This is a genomic window from Pseudoalteromonas sp. AS71 (assembly GCF_038900275.1).
In the GTDB taxonomy this organism is placed as follows: domain Bacteria; phylum Pseudomonadota; class Gammaproteobacteria; order Enterobacterales; family Alteromonadaceae; genus Pseudoalteromonas.
Genome location: NZ_JBBMQZ010000035.1, coordinates 1 through 18268, shown reverse-complemented (window position 1 = coordinate 18268; position 18268 = coordinate 1). Strand labels below are relative to the sequence as shown.

Below are 18268 nucleotides of genomic sequence, written 5' to 3'. Positions count from 1 at the left end.
ACTGCGTTTGAGTATATTAAAGTCAAAGGACACATAAAATATACATAAGCATAACAAGCTAACACACTAAAATCACACAACAACAACCAGCGGAGAATTCAAATGTCGTTGAAGTCACGAGATAGCAATAATTCTACAACAGGGCAGTTTGCAATGCGCCCAGTTGCAAAATGGGTAAGAACAGCGGTCATCGCAGGTATGGCAAGTTCTTGCGTATTTACAGCAAGCGCACAAGAAGATCAGGGAAAAGCGACAGAAGTTGAAGAAGACGTTGAAATAATTAGTGTTACAGGTACTCGTAGAACAATACAGGACCAAATAGCAATTAAACGTGAAGCAACAACGGTAGTTGATGGCTTGTCATCAGAAGACATTGGTGATTTACCAGCACTGTCTATCGGTGAAGCACTTGAGTCAATTACAGGCGCTGCATCTCACCGTGAAAATGGTGGTGCAACTGAAATAACTATCCGTGGACTTGGTCCATTTTTAAGCGCAACACACATTAATGGTCGTGAAGCGACTAATGGTAGTGGTGACCGCTCAGTTAACTTTTCGCAGTTTCCTTCTGAACTTGTAAAAAAAGTAGCGATATATAAAACGCAAGATGCCTCAATGATTGAAGGTGGTGTTGCAGGTGTTATTGCACTTGAAACTATAACTCCACTTGATTTTGGCAAACAACGTGTATCTGCAGAGGTTAAATTAAACTACAACCCTGATGAAGGTAATGTAGATAACTCACTTCAAAGTGACGCGGGTTACCGTGGCACGTTTAGTTATGTTGACCAGTTTGAATTTGATAACGGCCAAGCTGTTGGTGTGTCTTTTGGTGTACAGCGCCAAGATATTAGCCAACCAGAAGCTGAATACAGAAGCTCTAGCCCATCAGGTTCTTCATTATGGGCCTGTTTAAACGATCCAAATAATACTAATGAAGGTTTTTACCGTAGCAGCGCAGGCGACTGTGAAGACCAAGTTAGTGGCAGTAGCAACCAAGGTTACGATACAGAAATTGATCCTGAAACGGGCAAAGCAGTAAGTGATGGTACTCCGTATGCTTGGACTGGTAGTAGCCGAAGCTACCGTCAAAACGAGACATCAGATGAGCGTGATGCAATGTTTTTTGCACTGCAATACCAACCTTCAGCTGATTGGGATGTTAACTTTGATGCGCAAATTTCAGATAGAACACAACAAGAAGCACGCCACGATTTAATCTTTTTACAAAAACGTGCCACACCAGGTGTAACAGGTCCAACACTTGTTACTAACGATGTAGGCGGTATTTTGCACTGGGAAGGTGAAGAGCGCATTGAATCAGCGGGTGAGCAATTTTCTCGTGAAGAAAACTACCAAGGTTACGGCATAAATATAGAACATACAGTTACTGATAGATTAACTGTTGACCTAGATTTAGCATATTCAAAAACTGAACGTGAAGAACTTCAAATATCTAACCGTGGTAGAACATCAGGTCGTAATTTCTTTTCTTGGGATATGGGTGATGAGATCCCTCATTTCACACTGACAGATTTTGATGTAACAGATATTTCAAACTTTACAGATAGCCTAAGAACGCGACTTGACCGTGAAAATGTTCGTGAAAACGAAGTTATCTCAGCGCGATTAGATTTTGACTATGCGCTAGATGGTAACGTTTTCACCAGTGTACAGGGTGGTATTAGAACATCTGAAATGACGTTCCTACAGTATGGTGGTAGCCAAGGTAACGGTTCAAGAAACGAATTTACACTAGACTCTGGTACAGAAGCGCTTGACGTATTACAAGGTTGTCAAATCGACTTTCCAGAATCAAGCTTTTTATCGAGTGTATCTGATGGCGATATTGTAACAAATGTTGATAGTGACGGTAACGTTGTAGATAGCGGTACAGGTTCATCATGGGCTACATACGACAACGTATGTTTCTCACAAGCTGTAGCTGGTTCTAACGCTGATGGTGTGTTTGCTTACCCAGAAGTTGAATATGAAAATGCAGGTACAATTGATGTAACAGAAAAAACAACATCAGTGTACTTAATGGCTAATTACGATACAGAAATGTTTGGTAAATTCATTCGCGGTAACTTTGGTCTTCGTATTGTAGACACAGAAGTAACTTCGGTTGGTTTTAGAAATAGCTTTGATGTTGTAACAAGTGATACCGGTGTACTTTCTCTGGTTGAATCTGATAATGGTTCATTGGATAAAATAAAAAGCGGTGGTGACTACACTAAGTATTTACCAAGTTTTAACCTAGTTATTGATTACAGTGAAGATATTTTATTCCGAGCTGGTATATACCGTGGTATGTCACGCGCAGATCCATCTGATTTAGGTTACAGCCGTACATTCCAAGAAGATACAGAAGGTACAGCAACTTCAATCAGCGATTTATTGGTGGGTGTAAATGGTTCTGGTAACCCAGATACTCAACCGCTTATGTCGTGGAACTACGATGCTGCATTTGAATGGTACCCTAACGAAGATTCAATCTTAGCGTTAAGCTTATACTACAAACAGTTCAACGGTGGTTTTCAACAACAAACAGTAATTGAAGATTTTACTGTTGCCGGTGAAACTGTTTCATTACCAATTACTAATTCTGTTACATCAGACGAGGACAGTGAAATATTAGGTCTTGAAGCTTCATTTTCTTACCGCTGGGATAATGGCATCGGTATGAAATTTGGTTACAACTATGCAGACACTGATTTTGAGTTCCAAGATAGCTTGTACGGCGATACGTTTGAGACTGACGTAGATGGTAATACTACACAATTAACTGATGGTATTATTGAGTCGGCTTCAGTACCTGGTTTCTCAAAGCATGTATTTAGCAGCCAGCTTTACTACCAAATAGGTGGATTTGATACTGCCGTTATTTACAAATATCGTAGTGAGTATTTCCAACCATATACTACAAATGGTACTCGACTTCGTTATGTTGATGGCGTAGGTGTGTGGGAAATGCGCGCATCATACAAAATTGATGAGCACTTTAGAGTTAAAGCTGAAGCAATTAACTTGTTCAGTGCTCCTAAATCACAAGATTTCTTTGTTGAAGGTAACCTAGGTGAAGTGAATGACTACGGCCCACGTTTATTCTTAGGCTTAAGCTACAAGCTATAATAGTTAAACACTTAATCACATTAAAAAGGCGGTTTTACCGCCTTTTTTGATCCTCAAATTCTTCAATTTTATATTTTCGATAGCGTTAGCTAACAGTACTCAAAAAAACTCACTCCAGAATTACGCTACTTGACTAAAACAATTAAATTGGTTAACCAACATTGCTGTTTATGCAGTACGCCTAACATCATCGATTTTTCCTGCCTAAATTATTTCATTTTTAAAACGATAACTCTTCTAACCCTTGTTATTAATAGGCCTATTTCTAATGAAACTTAAAAACCATAAATAACATTAACTTAAAATGTAAGTTTTGCTATTAGCTTGAAGGTTAGATAGGTTTTTCTATTTTGGTAATAACATATTGCATAATATTTGATCTAAATTAATTACCAAAAGGTTGACCTTTTTATAGTTGAGTGTAAATATAAAGTTAAGGTTTTGTAATAATTAAGGGCTTTTAATAAAAACAATAAAGTAGCTGGTTAAACATAGCATTTCACACACACAGGAAAAAAACTATGAGTCACAAGTTATCTAAAATTACACTGGCAGTTATATCGGCAACTGCACTTGGTATGTCTTTGTCTACACAGGCGCAAGAAGCTCCAAAAAAAGCTGCAGATGATCTTGAGGTTATCGAGGTTTCAGGTATTCGACAATCGCTTACAAATGCGCTTGCACAAAAGCGTTCAGCAGACAGCCTTGTTGAAATTATTGAGGCTGTAGATATTGGTAAGCTACCAGATCAAAACCTCGCAGAAGTACTTGAAAACGTAACAGGGATTCAAATTACTCGTGAAGCAGGGGTAGGTACGGGTGTTCAAATTCGTGGTACCAATGCTAATCGTACAGAAGTGAACGGCGTATCAACAGTTGGCTCAGGTTCTGGACGAAGTGGTATTAGTTTTGAAGATGTATCAGCAGCAATTATCTCTGGTGTAGAAGTAATTAAGTCCCCTGAAGCAAAAACAATCGAAGGCTCTGTGGGCGCAACAATAAACTTGAAAACAATTCGCCCGTTACAGTTAAATGAAACTCTAGGCTCAATTAGAGTTCAAGGTGAAGATAGTAGCTTATCAACAGACGGTGTCACTCCTCGAGTTTCTGGTGCCTGGGGGGATAACTGGGAGCTTGATTCGGGCGGTAAGTTTGGTGTTGTATTTAGTGGTAGTTACAGTGAGCAAGACGTAACCGCATTTCGCCCTCGCGCAGATAGAGATAATTCGGTAGCCGCTGATAGTGGTGCAGCAAGTGCACAATCATTTGATTTCCTACCAGTACAGTTTTTAATTCAAGATTATGATAATTACGAATACGAGACAAAAAACTTCGCAGGTACATTTGAATATGCGCCAAACGATAATATGAAATTCTTTTTTGATGCAGTTGTTAACGATCAAGAGCGTCGCCAAGAAAGCTCTAGAGTACAAGCATCTGGCCTAAGTGATCTTAGAAATGTATCAATACCGAGTGAGTTTGAAACAGTTAATTTTGGTTCTCTTGACGGACAGAACCTAGGCAGCATTCAAGCGGCTGTAAGAGGCGTTATTCCGGTTGAAGACGGTGGTGGCGATCCTAACTTGCGTTTTTCTAGTGATACTAATTCACGCATCACAAAGAGCAAAATATTTAGAATAGGAGGGGAATGGCAAGGCGATAGATTATTTGCAAGTGTTGAAGCCTCAACCTCGCGTTCTGATTCAACGACACCAAGCTTTAATACAACGCTTAATTTTATAAATCCAAATGTTGCTACTAATTCGTCAAATGAAAACGGTACTCCTTTTGAGTATGATCTTACAGGTGATGCACTTACGTTTGGAATTGCAACGGGGGAGGCAAACGCGCCAACAATGGCTCAATTACTCGACCCTGCAAATGTTGTTCTACGTGACGTAAACCAAGGGCAAGACGAGTCAGAAAATACAGAAGATGCGTTTCGTACAGATTTTACATATTACTTAGATGATGTAATAACGTCAGTCGATTTTGGTTATCGCTACAGCAAAACGAGCAGTGTGTCGGATCAAGTTCGCTCTAACGTTGGTTTAAGAAATATGGCTGATAGCCCAACGGGTGATTTATTTGCACAATTATTAACAGCGGGCCCAGATAACTTTAACGATGGTGATGGGCGAGCACTTTATATTCGTGATTTCTTACTTATAAACCCAGAGCTTGCATCCTCTGATCCACAAGCTGTATTAGCAGCACTTAACCAAGCGATTGAAGCTAATAATGCTATAACGGGTTCTGACCGTGGTCCAATAAGTTCACCAACATCTCAAGTAAATGCGTTTTTTGATATTGAAGAAGAAACACATGCCTTATATGCACAAGCAAATTTTGAGTACGGCATGTTTCGCGGTAACTTTGGCCTACGTTATTTAGAGACTGAAGTTACATCGCTAGGTAACTCTGTTACTCAAGATGGAAGTGGCAACGAGCTGGTTACTCAAGTAACGTCAAAAGGTGATTACGATTTCTTTTTACCACGATTTAATTTAGCCGCGAATGTAAGTGAAGATGTGATTGTTCGTTTAGGTTGGTCAAAAGATATCAGACGCCCAGATTTTGATGACCTATCTACGTCTGTTACGTTTGGCACCAGCCCTAATAGTGCAGTTTCAATAGGTAACTCAGGCTTAGAGCCAGAAGAAGTAACCTCTTTCGATATATCCACTGATTGGTATTTTGCACCCGCTGCTTTATTAAGTGTGGGGTACTTTCATAAAACACGTAGCGATTTGCACGTTACACAGCAAGTTGACCCATTTGAAGACCCAAGCACAGGCTTTCGCGATACAAATGGTCCAGAGTGTGAAGGTGGCGGCATATTTAACCCAATTGCTGACATAAACGTATTTGGCCCAGATGCTGGCGTAGGGTTATGTGTACCAACACAAACTACTATTAATGATTCTGGTGAAACAACACAGCAAGGCATTGAGCTTGCTGCTCAATACGACTTATCAAATTTTGAAAAAGAGCTAGGCTGGGCATCAGGTTTTGGTGTGGTTGCTAACTACACCTATCAAGAATTTTCTGGTGGTGAATCATTTGACACCGCAACGAGTCGTGCAAATGCAGTTTTTGCATTAACAACTGGTAACCCGGATGCAGACATAAGTGCTAAGCAATCACTCATTGATCTGTCAGAAAACGCATATAACATCACATTCTACTATGAGAAATACGGGCTATCTGCTCGAGCGCGTTATACGTGGCGCGAAGGGTACCGTTCAACTGATTTTGGTAGCACCTCGAGCTTCCCATGGGGTTTCCCTGTTGTACAAGAAGATAGAGGGCAGCTTAATGCCAGCATAAGTTATGATGTGAACGATCAGCTAAATATCGGTATTGAAGCCGTTAACTTAACTGAATCAGAAGTTAGCCAATCTTGTGTGAACGAAGGTGCTTTACTTTGTTTCCAAGGTATTACAGACCGCCGTATTACATTTGGCGCAAGCTATAGATTTTAAAAGGTATAGTTAAATCGAGTCTATAAGTGTGTGTATTTAAAGACGGTAAAAGCAAGCCACCTGGCTTGCTTTTTTTTAACTAAAACTAGTTAATATTTATAAGAATGATTTATTCCGCTTTGTATTTTACTTCTAAATACTGTTACAGCGGCAATGTCTTGCGACACTGCCGGCAGTAATAATGTGTGGGGTAGTAGTAAACCAATACCTTTATTTCTTAACCTTACCCTTAAGAACATAAATTTCACCATCAAAACTGCCTTGAATCGTCAGCCCTTGGCTTGCCAACTCTTGCAAATATTCAACATGATCATCAGTAATATGCTGGCCTGGGACTAAAAGCGGAATGCCCGGTGGGTATGGAGTAACTAAACCTGCACAAATGCGGTTGCTACTTTTGCTAATAGGCACAGATTCGCGGTCGCCATAAAAAGCATCGCTTGGAATACATGCCAAGTCTATGGCTGGTAAGTTTTCAGGTAAGCGAGCTCTGCGCGTCGATTTCGACAATTTTACTTTACCGCTATCTAGCTTTTTCAATGCATTGTACAAACGAATTATTTTTGAACGCGTGCCGCCAAGCGTCAGTAAAACCAAAATTGTGCTGTGTGTGTATTTTTCAATCTCTAGCCCAATTTCATCCAGTAGATATTTATGAATATCTTTTAATGAGTAGGGTAGCTCACTAATATCAATAAGGATTTTTAATGGATCGTGACCCATGTTATCACCACTAAAGTGCGGGAATATTTCCATAAAGTCTTGCTTAGCTAATACTTTAATTTGCTTAAGCGAGGCCATCTGTTGTTTAAACTCTTCAACATGATTTAGCAGCGCATTGAGCAACTTGTAGCCTTCCATCTCTAATTGCTTTTGGCACACGTCAAGCGATGCAATAAGCTGATATTTAGGCGATGTACTAGCGTAGATGCTATAAATCTCTCGAAAGAAGTCAGCATCAAAATCTGGGTCGTTAATATGAATATAAGATGCTTGAGAAAACGCCGATACTACTTTATGTGCCGAATGCGTAATGTAGTCAGCCCCTGCATGTATCGCAGAATAATGACGAAAGCTAGGATGAAACAAAGAGTATGCAAACCAGGCTTCATCTATAAACACTTTAATACCATATTGATGAGCATAATCTACGACTTGTTTTAGGTCGCTAAGTAGGCCATCGTAAGTACAACCGGTAAGCACTAGTAATTTAGCATCAGTATTGTTTTCAATTGCTAATTTGATGTCGGCCAACGATGGTGGCGCGAAAATGCCATATTTTGGATTTAAGATACTCGCCAAATAAATGGGGTAACTAGCTGATTGCAAGATGCCATAGTGTACGGACTTATGGCAATTACGGTCGACAATTACTTTATCTCCCTTGCGCAGCAGTGTCTGCAAGATGATTTTATTTGAGGTAGATGAACCATTTGTAACAAAGTAGGTGTGTTTAACCTCAAACGTCGCCGCGGCTGATTCTTGAGCGCGACCAATGGTATTAGTGCTGTCTGACAATGAACCTAGCGAGTCTACCGAAACCGACAGGTCGCCAACAAATACATTGCGGCCGTAAAACTGATAAAAATCTTTGATGTAAGGTGAGTTTCTAAAGCTAGAACCCCCACTATGACCCGGTGTATGCCAAGAGTCGTTTGCTTCACCAACGTAACGACGATATGCCGTCCAAAATGGTGTTTCAGAGCGGTCGTCAAAATCGTTAATCATATAACCTAAAATAGCTTCTGGGTCAGAAATCACTTCATCTTTAAAAAAGAATGATTCGATTTCTTCTGATTCGTTTACGATCTCCAGCCCTTTTGTGTCGTCGCCAATAACATAAACCGGCAACTCAAGGCGAATTGCCTTTAACTCTTCAATAAAGCGGCTATACATCCGCTCACCCACTTTGTTGTGCATATCCCAGCTTAGAACTACGGCTTGAATATCACCATCTTCCTCTACATGTTCCAACGCGCGTTTAAGCTCAAGGCATTCAATAATATCGATATGAATATCATCTCGCTCAAAGTTAGGAATGGTCTTTGATAAATTCGTTGAAAGCCCTTGTAAGGTGGCTGGGTCTTGTTCAATTATCAAGATACGAAGTAGAGGTAACATAGAGGGTTTCGCAATATAATTTTATAATGCTCACTAGCATAACCAAAGGAGTGAGACTTGTGAAATTAATACTTTGATAATGTTCTAATAATTGTACAATTTTACTAACACGGCCTTACGTATAAAAATGTTTTATCTAGATGGATTGATAGGCGCGGCTTTATGTCGCGCTTTTGGGGCTTGTGCTTTATTGCGCGAGGTAAACTCGCGACTACAGGGTTGGCGTTGTATTTGTAGGCGCGGTTTTATGCCGCGTTATTGGGGCTTGTGCTTTATTGCGCGAGGTAAACTCGCGACTACGGGGCTGGTGTTATGTTTGTAGGCGCGGCTTTATGCCGCGCTTTTGGAACTAATCAGTTTTTTCCTTAAACTCACACAAGTCTTCAATAATACAGCTGCCACACTTAGGTTTACGCGCTACGCAGGTGTAACGCCCGTGCAGTATTAGCCAATGATGCACGTCTACTTTAAATTCAGCAGGGACTACTTTTTCAAGCTTTTGTTCTACGGCAACAACATCTTTACCCATAGCAAGCTTAGTACGATTAGAAACACGAAATATATGTGTATCCACTGCTATTACAGGCCAGCCAAAGGCTGTGTTGAGGACAACATTAGCTGTTTTACGGCCAACGCCTGGTAGGGCTTCTAATGCTTCACGATTTTCTGGCACGATGCTGCTGTGTTCATCTACCAAAATTTGGCACATTTTGTACACGTTGGCAGCTTTAGAATTAAATAAGCCGATGGTTTTTATATAGTCACGCAGTGTATCGTGGCCTATATCTAAAATGGCTTGTGGTGTATTAGCAACAGGGAACAACTTTCGAGTGGCTTTATTAACGCCTACATCGGTTGCTTGCGCTGAGAGTGTTACTGCTACTAGTAACTCAAACGGGCTTGAATATTCAAGCTCTGTAACTGGGTGTGGATTATCATCGCGCAGGCGGGATAATATTTGGTGACGTTTTTCTTTATTCATGCAACTTAAAACGTATTAGTGCTAATTGTTGCTCTAATACGTTTTCCCCTTAAGTTAAGCTAGTAACACGTGCTCGAGGGCCTTTTTCAGCCTCTGGCGGTGCAATTTGCTTTGATTTTATTTGTGCGTCAATTACGTTTTTTGCAGCAATAAGCAGCCCAAGCCCTAAAAAGGCACCGGGAGGTAAAATTGCGAGTAAAAATTGGTTATCAAAGTTAAATACTTCTATGCGCAAGCTCTGTGCCCATGGGCCAAGTAATAAGTCGGCGCCGTCAAACAGCGTACCTTGGCCAATTAACTCACGCATAGCGCCTAAAACAACAAGCACAATCATAAAGCCTAAACCCATCATTAAGCCGTCAAATGCTGATAAATGAACAGGATTTTTAGAGGCGTATGCTTCGGCGCGGCCAATAATGGCGCAGTTAGTTACAATCAACGGGATAAAAATCCCCAATGATTGATACAAACCAAAGGTGTAAGCGTTCATAAGTAATTGAACTATAGTTACAAAGCCCGCGATGATCATGACAAATACAGGTATACGAATATCTTTTGGCACCCAGTTACGCACAATCGATACGGTAACATTTGAGCCTATTAGTACGAGTAAAGTTGCTAAGCCTAAACCTAAGGCATTTGTTACAGTTGAGGTAACGGCAAGCAGTGGACATAAACCTAAAAGCTGTACAAGGGCAGGGTTATTTACCCACACACCTTCTTTGTATAATGTTTTTAACTCACTCATTTAGCTACCTCCATACATTCGGCATTAGGTGCTGCAAAAATATCATCAAAATTAGTTTGTGCGAACAATACGGCATTTTTAACAGAGCCCACAACAGCACGGGGCGTTATGGTTGCACCTGTAAATTGATCAAACTGGCCGCCATCTTTTTTTACAGCCCAACGAACGTCATCTTCGCCTTCAACGGTTAAGCTTTTAAATGTTGTGATCCAAAGTGATTTTTTAACTTCTACTTTGTCGCCTAAACCAGGAGTTTCTTCATGTTTAGTAGTGCGTACACCCGCTATGGTGCCATCACTTAAAACGGCGGTTAATAGATTTATATCGCCACTGTAGCCGTTTGGCGTAACATGCCTAATAACAACAGCGACTGGTTTATTGTTTTTACGAGCACGGTAAATTACTTGGTTTACTTGTGGGCCTAGCTTTTCGTCAGTAATAATTACGCAATCTTGCGATAATTGATTGTCGTACGATTTTGGGTCGAGCACTTCTTGTAGCTGCGCAGTAAGTTGCAGTTGTTCTTGCTCTGCAATTTTATCGGCAGTAAGTGCGTTGATAGAGGCAACTAAGCCCGTTGTTGCTAACGCAAACGCAGTTAAAATAGCACCATTTTTAGCCATTGAGGAAATGATCATTTTACTGCTCCATGGCCATAAGTACGCGGCTGTGTGTAGTAGTCTATTAGAGGCACTGCAATATTAATCAGTAATACACTAAATGCGATGGCATCAGGAAAACCACCAAAGGTACGAATTAAATAAATCAGTAAGCCAATTAGTGCGCCATAAATTAAGCGCCCTTTGTTAGTTGTTGCTGCAGATACCGGATCGGTTGCTATAAAAAAGGCCCCCATCATTGTGGCGCCACTTAATAAGTGAAATAGGGTACCCGGCTCTGTACCAGGTGATGCGATATAACCAATCGCACTACATAGTGCTAAACTTGCGATAAAACTAACAGGAATATGCCAGTTAATTATTTTTGCTTTTAATAAATATAAACCACCCGCTAAAAATCCTAAGTTAACCCACACCCAACCAAGGCCAGCCCATTCGTTAAATAGTGGCTTTTGCATACTTTCGGTAACGGTTAAACCGTGTGCGATGTCTGTTTTAACAGTATCCAGCGGTGTTGCCATTGTTAGGCCATCAACCCCTGCACGTACTTGATCTAGGCTAAACCCAGAGGCCGTAAAATCTGTAAATATTAGCCTTAGCTGATCAGCAAAGCCTATTGGTGTATTTATTAAATCAGTTACTGGCAACCATGCGGTCATTTGTACTGGAAACGAAACTAAAAGCAGTACATAAGCCGCCATTGCTGGATTGAATAAGTTAAACCCTAAGCCACCATAAAGTTGCTTAACGATAACAATAGAAAATAAACAGCCAATAATAATTATCCACCAAGGTGCAAGTGGAGGGATACTCAGTGCCAGTAACACAGCAGTAAGCCATGCGCTGCCATCACTTAATGCAGGCCAAACAGGGCGTTTGCGCATTAGCATTATTGCAGCTTCAAATACACTTACAGCAACAAGGGCTAGTACTAGCTGAATAAGCACCCCGGTACCAAAAAAGAAAACTTGAGCAATTAGCCCAGGAACACACGCAGCAATAACGCTAAGCATTAATCGTGTTAACGATTTATGGCTGTGATTATGCGGCGAACTGGCCATGGTTAATTTCATGACTGATTATTTCCTTCTTTTTGTAACTTTTTAGCTTTTGCTCTCGCAATTGCAGCAGCCACAGCGGCTTTTTTCTTATCGTCGGCTGATTTAGGTTTATCTGCGTTAATAAGAACTGATGAGTCATCGGTGTTACTTTCTGCACTCTTAGGTGCTGCGCTATCAACTTGTAGCTCTTGCGGCTGAGTTTGTTCGGTATCTTCTAGTGCTTTAGCCGCTTTTTTAGCTTTAGCACGAGCTATGGCCGCCGCTACCGCTGCCTTTTTATCATCAACAGGGGCATCAGTTTGTGGCTCTTCACTCACGGATTGCTCGGCTTCTTCTAATGCTTTAGCCGCTTTTTTAGCTTTAGCACGTGCAATGGCAGCGGCTACGGCTGCCTTTTTGTCATCAACAGGCTCATCGCTTTGTGGCGCTTCACTCACGACTTGCTCAGAGTCTTCTAATGCTTTAGCCGCTTTTTTAGCTTTAGCGCGAGCAATGGCAGCCGCTACCGATGCTTTTTTGTCATCAATAGGCTCATCGCTTTGTGGCGCTTCACTCACGGATTGCTTAGCGTCTTCTAATGCTTTAGCCGCTTTTTTAGCTTTAGCACGAGCAATGGCAGCAGCTACGGCTGTCTTTTTGTCATCAACAGGTGCCACGCTTTGTGGCTCTTCACTTACTGCCTGCTCAGCCACTTCACTTGCTTGTGCCGCCTTTTTGGCTTTAGCTCGAGCAATGGCCGCAGCTACCGCTGCTTTTTTATCATCAACAGGGGCATCGCTTTGTGATGCGTCACTTGCAGCTTGTTCAGCGTTATCTAATGCTTGTGCTGCTTTTTTGGCTTTAGCTCGAGCAATGGCTGCAGCGACTGCTGATTTTTTATCATCAACGGGTGCAGTCTCGGCCGATTCATCTGTTTGCGATTTTTGCTCTTTATATTTGCGCGCTTGTTCTTTGCGTTGTGCGCGCTCTTTTGCTACTTCGCTATTGTCTGGCTCTAATTCAGCAGATTGATCGCCTAGCTTTTTAGCTTTTGCGCGTGCGATAGCGGCAGCAACAGCTGATTTTTCATCGCCGTTATCGGCTTTATTTTTAACACGAGCTAATGCATCAGCTACTTTTTGCTTTTCGTCAGCTGATTTAGCGGCAGGTTTACGTTTATGGCGGTTTTGACGTTCTTCTTGCTCGCGATCTAAACGCTCTTTTCGTGCATCAAAACGCTCTTTTGCTCTGTCGGCTTTTATTTTGTCAGCTTGCTGTTCTTTAATTTCAACTTTGGCCACACGATAGTATTGTACAAGAGGGATTTCACTTGGGCACACATATGCACAAGCACCACATTCAATACAGTCAAATAAATTGTGTTCTTGTAGTTTGTCGTACTCTTTTGATTTAGCAAACCACTGTAATTGCTGTGGCAATAAAGAAGCAGGGCAGGCATCGGCACAAGCACTACAACGAATGCAAGCTTTTTCAGGGCCGGGTTCTGCTAGCTCTTTATGATCGGGCGCTAAAATACAGTTAGTTGTTTTAACTATGCCAATACGTACTGTGGGTAGCGTAAATCCCATCATCGGGCCGCCCATCACAACACTTTGCTGAGGTACAGGCGAGAACCCTTGGCAATCAAGTAAGTGCTTTATTTCAGTGCCAAGTAGTGCCCATACATTTCCAGGCTTATGAATAGTGTTACCTGTTACCGTAACTATACGTTCAATGAGTGGTTTACCTTCATAAACGGCTTGTTGTACGGCAAACAAAGTACCCGTGTTGTGCACTAAAATACCAATATCGGCAGGAATACCAATGCTAGGAACTTCACGGTTGGTAAGTAATTTAATTAACTGCTTTTCACCGCCAGAGGGGTAAATAGTGGGCACCGTTTGAATAATTATTTTTGAGTTATGCTCAGCTGCTTGCTTCATTGCTGCAATAGCTTCTGGCTTATTATCTTCTATACCCACAATGCACAGTGTTGGGTTTAAAAGCTGCTGCATAATTTCAATGCCTTGTATAACTTCTTTAGCGTGTTCGCGCATTAAAACGTCATCGGCAGTAATATAAGGTTCGCACTCAACAGCATTTACAATCAAAAATTCGATAGGTTGCTTAGTATCTGCTTTTACATAAGTAGGAAAACCAGCTCCACCCATACCGCTAATACCGGCTTGGTGAATAATATTTATTAGCTCGTCATGACTAAGCTCAGCAGGATTTTTATTTTTATTTAGAGCTACCCATTCGTCTTTGCCGTCTGGTTCAATAATAACACTTAGTTCAGGTAGGGCCGATGGATGTGCTGATGGCATAGGTGCAATATCAGTAACCACACCAGAGCTTGGCGCATGCACAGGTACCGACCAGTTAGCAGCAGGCGCTGTTAGTGGTTGGCCTTTTAATACGTGTTGGCCTTTTTCTACAAGTAACCTACCGTTTGCACCTATGTGTTGCTTAAGCGCAACAATGAGTTTGTCGGGCAAAGGTAGGCGAGTGATACTCGCACTATTAGAGAGTGATTTTTGTTGTGGTGGGTGTATGCCGCCAGGAAATGCCCACACGGTGCCTTTTTTTATTTGTTCAAGTAACTTGTCCACTCAAACCTCTAATCTATTTGTGTAACAGGAATAGCATCTAGCTGCCATTTCCAGTTTTGTTTAGTTTCGGCTACAGGTAGCATATCAATGCAATCTACAGGGCAAGGCTCAACACATAAATCACAGCCAGTACATTCATCAATTAACACGGTGTGCATTTGACGAGTCGCGCCTAAAATAGCGTCAACAGGGCAGGCCTGAATACATTTGGTACAGCCAATACATTCATCTTCGCGAATATAAGCCACTGTTTTTATAGGTTCTGCTTGCTCGCCGCCTGCAAGTGGTTTTTCATCAACACCCATTAAGCCGGCAAGCTTTTTCATAGTTGATTCGCCGCCCGGAGGGCATTTATTTATTTCATCGCCATTGGCTATAGCTTCGGCGTAAGGGCGACAGCCCGGGTAGCCACATTGTCCGCATTGAGTTTGCGGCAAAATAGTATCAATTTGCTCAACAATAGGGTTACCTTCAACGCGAAAGCGGATTGCTGCAAATCCTAAAATAAGTCCAAAAACGAGTGCTAGCGAGCCAATCGCTATCAAGGCATAAAACAAGGTCATATTAAAACTTCACTAATCCAGTAAAACCCATAAACGCCATCGACATTAAGCCTGCGGTGATCATTGCAATGGAGGCGCCTTTAAAAGGCGTAGGAACGTCAGCTGCTGCTAAGCGTTCTCGTAGTGCTGCAAACAATACAAGCACTAAAGAAAAACCAACCGCAGCACCAAAACCATACACTGCAGATTGTAAAAATGAATGATCTTCTTTGATATTTAATAGAGCTACACCTAATACCGCACAGTTAGTGGTGATCAGCGGTAAAAATATGCCTAGTAAACGATATAGAGTAGGGCTTGTTTTACGTACAACCATTTCGGTAAATTGCACTACAACGGCAATTACCAAAATAAAGCTCATGGTACGTAAAAATTCGATATCCAGAGGGATTAAAATATATTGGTTAACTAAATAGCTAGTTACAGAGGCAAGGGTAAGCACAAACGTGGTTGCCAAAGACATACCAATCGCTGTATCAAGCTTACCTGATACGCCCATAAACGGACATAAGCCTAAAAATTGTACTAATACAAAGTTATTAACCAGAACGGTTCCAATCAATAACAAGACATATTCTGTCATGTGTGCCTCACGCTATTAAAGTCCTGCGTATTATCCTTTTTTCTGCCCCGATAAACAACATTTGCGAGTCGTTATCAGTTAAATAAACGCAAGGACAAACATATTGATCACAAGGCTGTAAAATTAATGTGATTTTGATGTAAGGAATTACTCAAATAGCAGAAACAAAAAAAGAGCAACGAATGCTCTTTTTTTATTAATTAAAAACTAATTAAATATCTTTAGGTTTTTCTATGTAATAACCTTGAACGCCATCTAAACACAAAGTTTCTATTATGTGTTTCTCTTCTTGGCTCTCAACGCCCTCAGCAAATACGCTAACACCAATACGGTGGGCTAAATCGACCATTAAGCGCATAAAGTACTGATTGTTTTTATCGTCTTCTAGGCCGCGAGTATAACTTGCGTCCATTTTAATAAAGTCAGGTTTTAAATCGCGAAAAAACTTAAATGAAGTTAAGCCAACACCAAAGCGTTCAACAGTAACGCGTGCGCCAACTCTGTGCACCATGTCGATAAAGCGCTTACTAGCCTTTATGTTTTGCTGTAAACCAAACTCGCTTACTTCAAATACTAGTTTAGATGCAATATGCGTATCTTTTAATAATCGGCGTTCTAGCCAAATTACAAACTGATCGTTGTGTGCACTAGAGGCTGTTACATTTAAACCAAAAAACTTTTCGGATAAGTTACGGCTTTTAACCTTTTCAAGAGAAGAGTCGATGATCAGGCGATCAATTTCTATTGCCATATCAAGCTTTTCGGCCATTGCTAAAAAAGAAGCGGTAGGCAGTACTTGATTGTCTTCTGTTTTAAATCGAACTTGTACTTCAGCATAGGCTTTAATACTTTTACCAAGTGGCATAATATTCTGCATAACTAAATGTACACGCTTAGATTCAATAACTTCCTTAATAATCTTACGCCAGTTTTGATTACCAAAACCTGCACTTACGTTATTAACTAAATCGGTTTCTCGTTGCACGTGCCATGCGTTTACTTGTTTTGATTGCGCCATACTCATCGCGTTATCAACAACAGAAAGCAATTCGCCTAACGGCTTACCTTTTTCGTAACCTACAATACCTGTATTAGCTACCGAGCTTAGCTCTTGGTTTTGTTGATACTGAGTAAAACGCGATTGTAGGTTTTCACCAAAACGTTCTGCTTCTTTTAATGGAATGTGAGGCAGTACTACAGCAAAGTCAGAGCTGTTTAATCTAAATACTTGGCTACCAGTGTAAGTGCCGCTTATGTGCTTAATAATATCGGCAACGCCTTTAACGTACTCATCACCTTTTTGATAACCACGGGTTTGGTTTATAGCTTGTAGCTCGCTACAACGTACCATAGCTAAAGAGCCAAATGTACTTTGCTCAGTGTTTTCAATATTTTTTTCGTAGTACTCAACAAACATATTACGATTACCAAGCGAGGTAATTACATCTTTGTACGCTTCATGCTTAATAGTCATAGCAGCACTTTGTATGTCTTCGTTTTTGTTTTTTAAAAAATGAGATAATCGATTAAAACTAGGTACTAAATCTTTCCCCATTTTTTTCAATCGAGTGCCATCTAACGCTGTTTCTAAATCATTATCAACTTGGTTTTGATTAATATAAATATCGATAATGTCAGCAACTGTTGTACTTATGTTTTTATTTAGCTGATAGAAAATTGATTGCATTAAAATTATTGGAATAATAACTAAAATCGCAGAAATCAAAATAACGATAAAGAGGGACGTTTGAAGTTGCGACGCTAAATGTTCAATGTTAAGTACAAACTCAACTTTTATATCTGAGGCATCATTTACAGCAAATTGAGGGCGTACAGAATTAAAGTTAGAGAGTACAAATTCAGCAAACATTGGTAATTGAGTAGGGGGGTTAATGCTAAATATTTCAGCCCCTTGGTAATCTCTTAGCGTAAAGCTTGAAAACGTTTTACCATCTGCAATTGATTGTTTTAAATTTTGAGCAGAAATATCGTCTAAAGAAAGGTCATTAATATACTTAGTAACAGTTGTTTGCGCATTTTTTTGTGCATCACTTACTGCAGTATCAAAGCTTATAGATATGAAGTAGCTTCCTGCTGCAACACACAATAACCAACTGATAATTTGTATAAAAATAAGTTTTTTAAATCCAGCCATGTTTTCAGTCTTTTAATAGTTCAAAAGGGAAGGAATCAAGTCCTTGATTAATAAACTAAGTACAGCGCATCAAAGAGTAAACTAATGCTTTAGTTATATAAGGAAGAGTAGTGGAATTAGCTTGAGATGTCTATGAAATTCTTAGAATTGGCTCCCCCTCCCCGACTCGAACGGGGGACCTGCGGATTAACAGTCCGTCGCTCTAACCAACTGAGCTAAGGGGG

11 protein-coding genes are annotated in these 18268 nt (G+C 40.7%); 2 read left to right on the top strand and 9 right to left on the bottom strand.

The genetic code is table 11. The annotated features are described in order from the left end of the window. The first annotated feature begins 102 nt into the window (after positions 1 to 102). Positions 103 to 3135 (top strand): TonB-dependent receptor, encoded by a 3033-nt coding sequence (locus WNY98_RS19520; protein ID WP_342878716.1) that lies wholly within the window; start codon positions 103 to 105, stop codon positions 3133 to 3135. Positions 3136 to 3656: 521 nt separating this feature from the next. Beyond that, positions 3657 to 6620 carry a TonB-dependent receptor gene (locus WNY98_RS19515; protein ID WP_342878715.1) on the top strand — a complete coding sequence of 988 codons (2964 nt, stop codon included), beginning with the start codon at positions 3657 to 3659 and terminating at the stop codon, positions 6618 to 6620. Between the two features lie 210 nt (positions 6621 to 6830). Here the strand turns inward: WNY98_RS19515 and WNY98_RS19510 are convergent, their stop codons facing one another. The 9 genes from WNY98_RS19510 to WNY98_RS19470 all read right to left on the bottom strand — a co-directional run bounded on the left by WNY98_RS19510 (position 6831) and on the right by WNY98_RS19470 (position 18044). After that, entirely contained in the window at positions 6831 to 8741 is a 1911-nt protein-coding gene (locus WNY98_RS19510; RefSeq protein ID WP_342878714.1) for an aminotransferase class V-fold PLP-dependent enzyme, read from the bottom strand. 349 nt (positions 8742 to 9090) lie between these two features. Then, complete coding sequence (nth, locus tag WNY98_RS19505; protein ID WP_342878713.1) at positions 9091 to 9723, bottom strand: endonuclease III; 633 nt, start codon at positions 9721 to 9723, stop codon at positions 9091 to 9093. A gap of 49 nt (positions 9724 to 9772) precedes the next feature. Then, the gene (locus WNY98_RS19500; protein ID WP_007585346.1) at positions 9773 to 10471 is read right to left on the bottom strand and encodes an electron transport complex subunit E; all 699 of its coding nucleotides are present in this window, start codon (positions 10469 to 10471) and stop codon (positions 9773 to 9775) included. Continuing rightward, positions 10468 to 11109 carry an electron transport complex subunit RsxG gene (gene rsxG / locus WNY98_RS19495; protein ID WP_342878712.1) on the bottom strand — a complete coding sequence of 214 codons (642 nt, stop codon included), beginning with the start codon at positions 11107 to 11109 and terminating at the stop codon, positions 10468 to 10470. Before rsxG ends, WNY98_RS19500 begins: the two co-directional genes overlap by 4 nt. Then, positions 11106 to 12164, bottom strand: a complete 1059-nt coding sequence (gene rsxD / locus WNY98_RS19490; RefSeq protein ID WP_182780938.1) for an electron transport complex subunit RsxD — start codon at positions 12162 to 12164, stop codon at positions 11106 to 11108. Before rsxD ends, rsxG begins: the two co-directional genes overlap by 4 nt. Then, complete coding sequence (gene rsxC, locus WNY98_RS19485; protein ID WP_342878711.1) at positions 12161 to 14743, bottom strand: electron transport complex subunit RsxC; 2583 nt, start codon at positions 14741 to 14743, stop codon at positions 12161 to 12163. The genes rsxD and rsxC overlap by 4 nt, the downstream gene beginning before the upstream one ends. Positions 14744 to 14751: 8 nt before the next feature. After that, on the bottom strand, positions 14752 to 15306 hold the full coding sequence (rsxB, locus tag WNY98_RS19480; protein WP_002960333.1) for an electron transport complex subunit RsxB: 555 nt from the start codon (positions 15304 to 15306) through the stop codon (positions 14752 to 14754). Between the two features lies 1 nt (position 15307). Then, complete coding sequence (gene rsxA, locus WNY98_RS19475; RefSeq protein WP_008134172.1) at positions 15308 to 15889, bottom strand: electron transport complex subunit RsxA; 582 nt, start codon at positions 15887 to 15889, stop codon at positions 15308 to 15310. 211 nt (positions 15890 to 16100) lie between these two features. After that, positions 16101 to 18044, bottom strand: a complete 1944-nt coding sequence (locus tag WNY98_RS19470; protein ID WP_342878710.1) for a GGDEF domain-containing protein — start codon at positions 18042 to 18044, stop codon at positions 16101 to 16103. Positions 18045 to 18268: the final 224 nt, after the last annotated feature.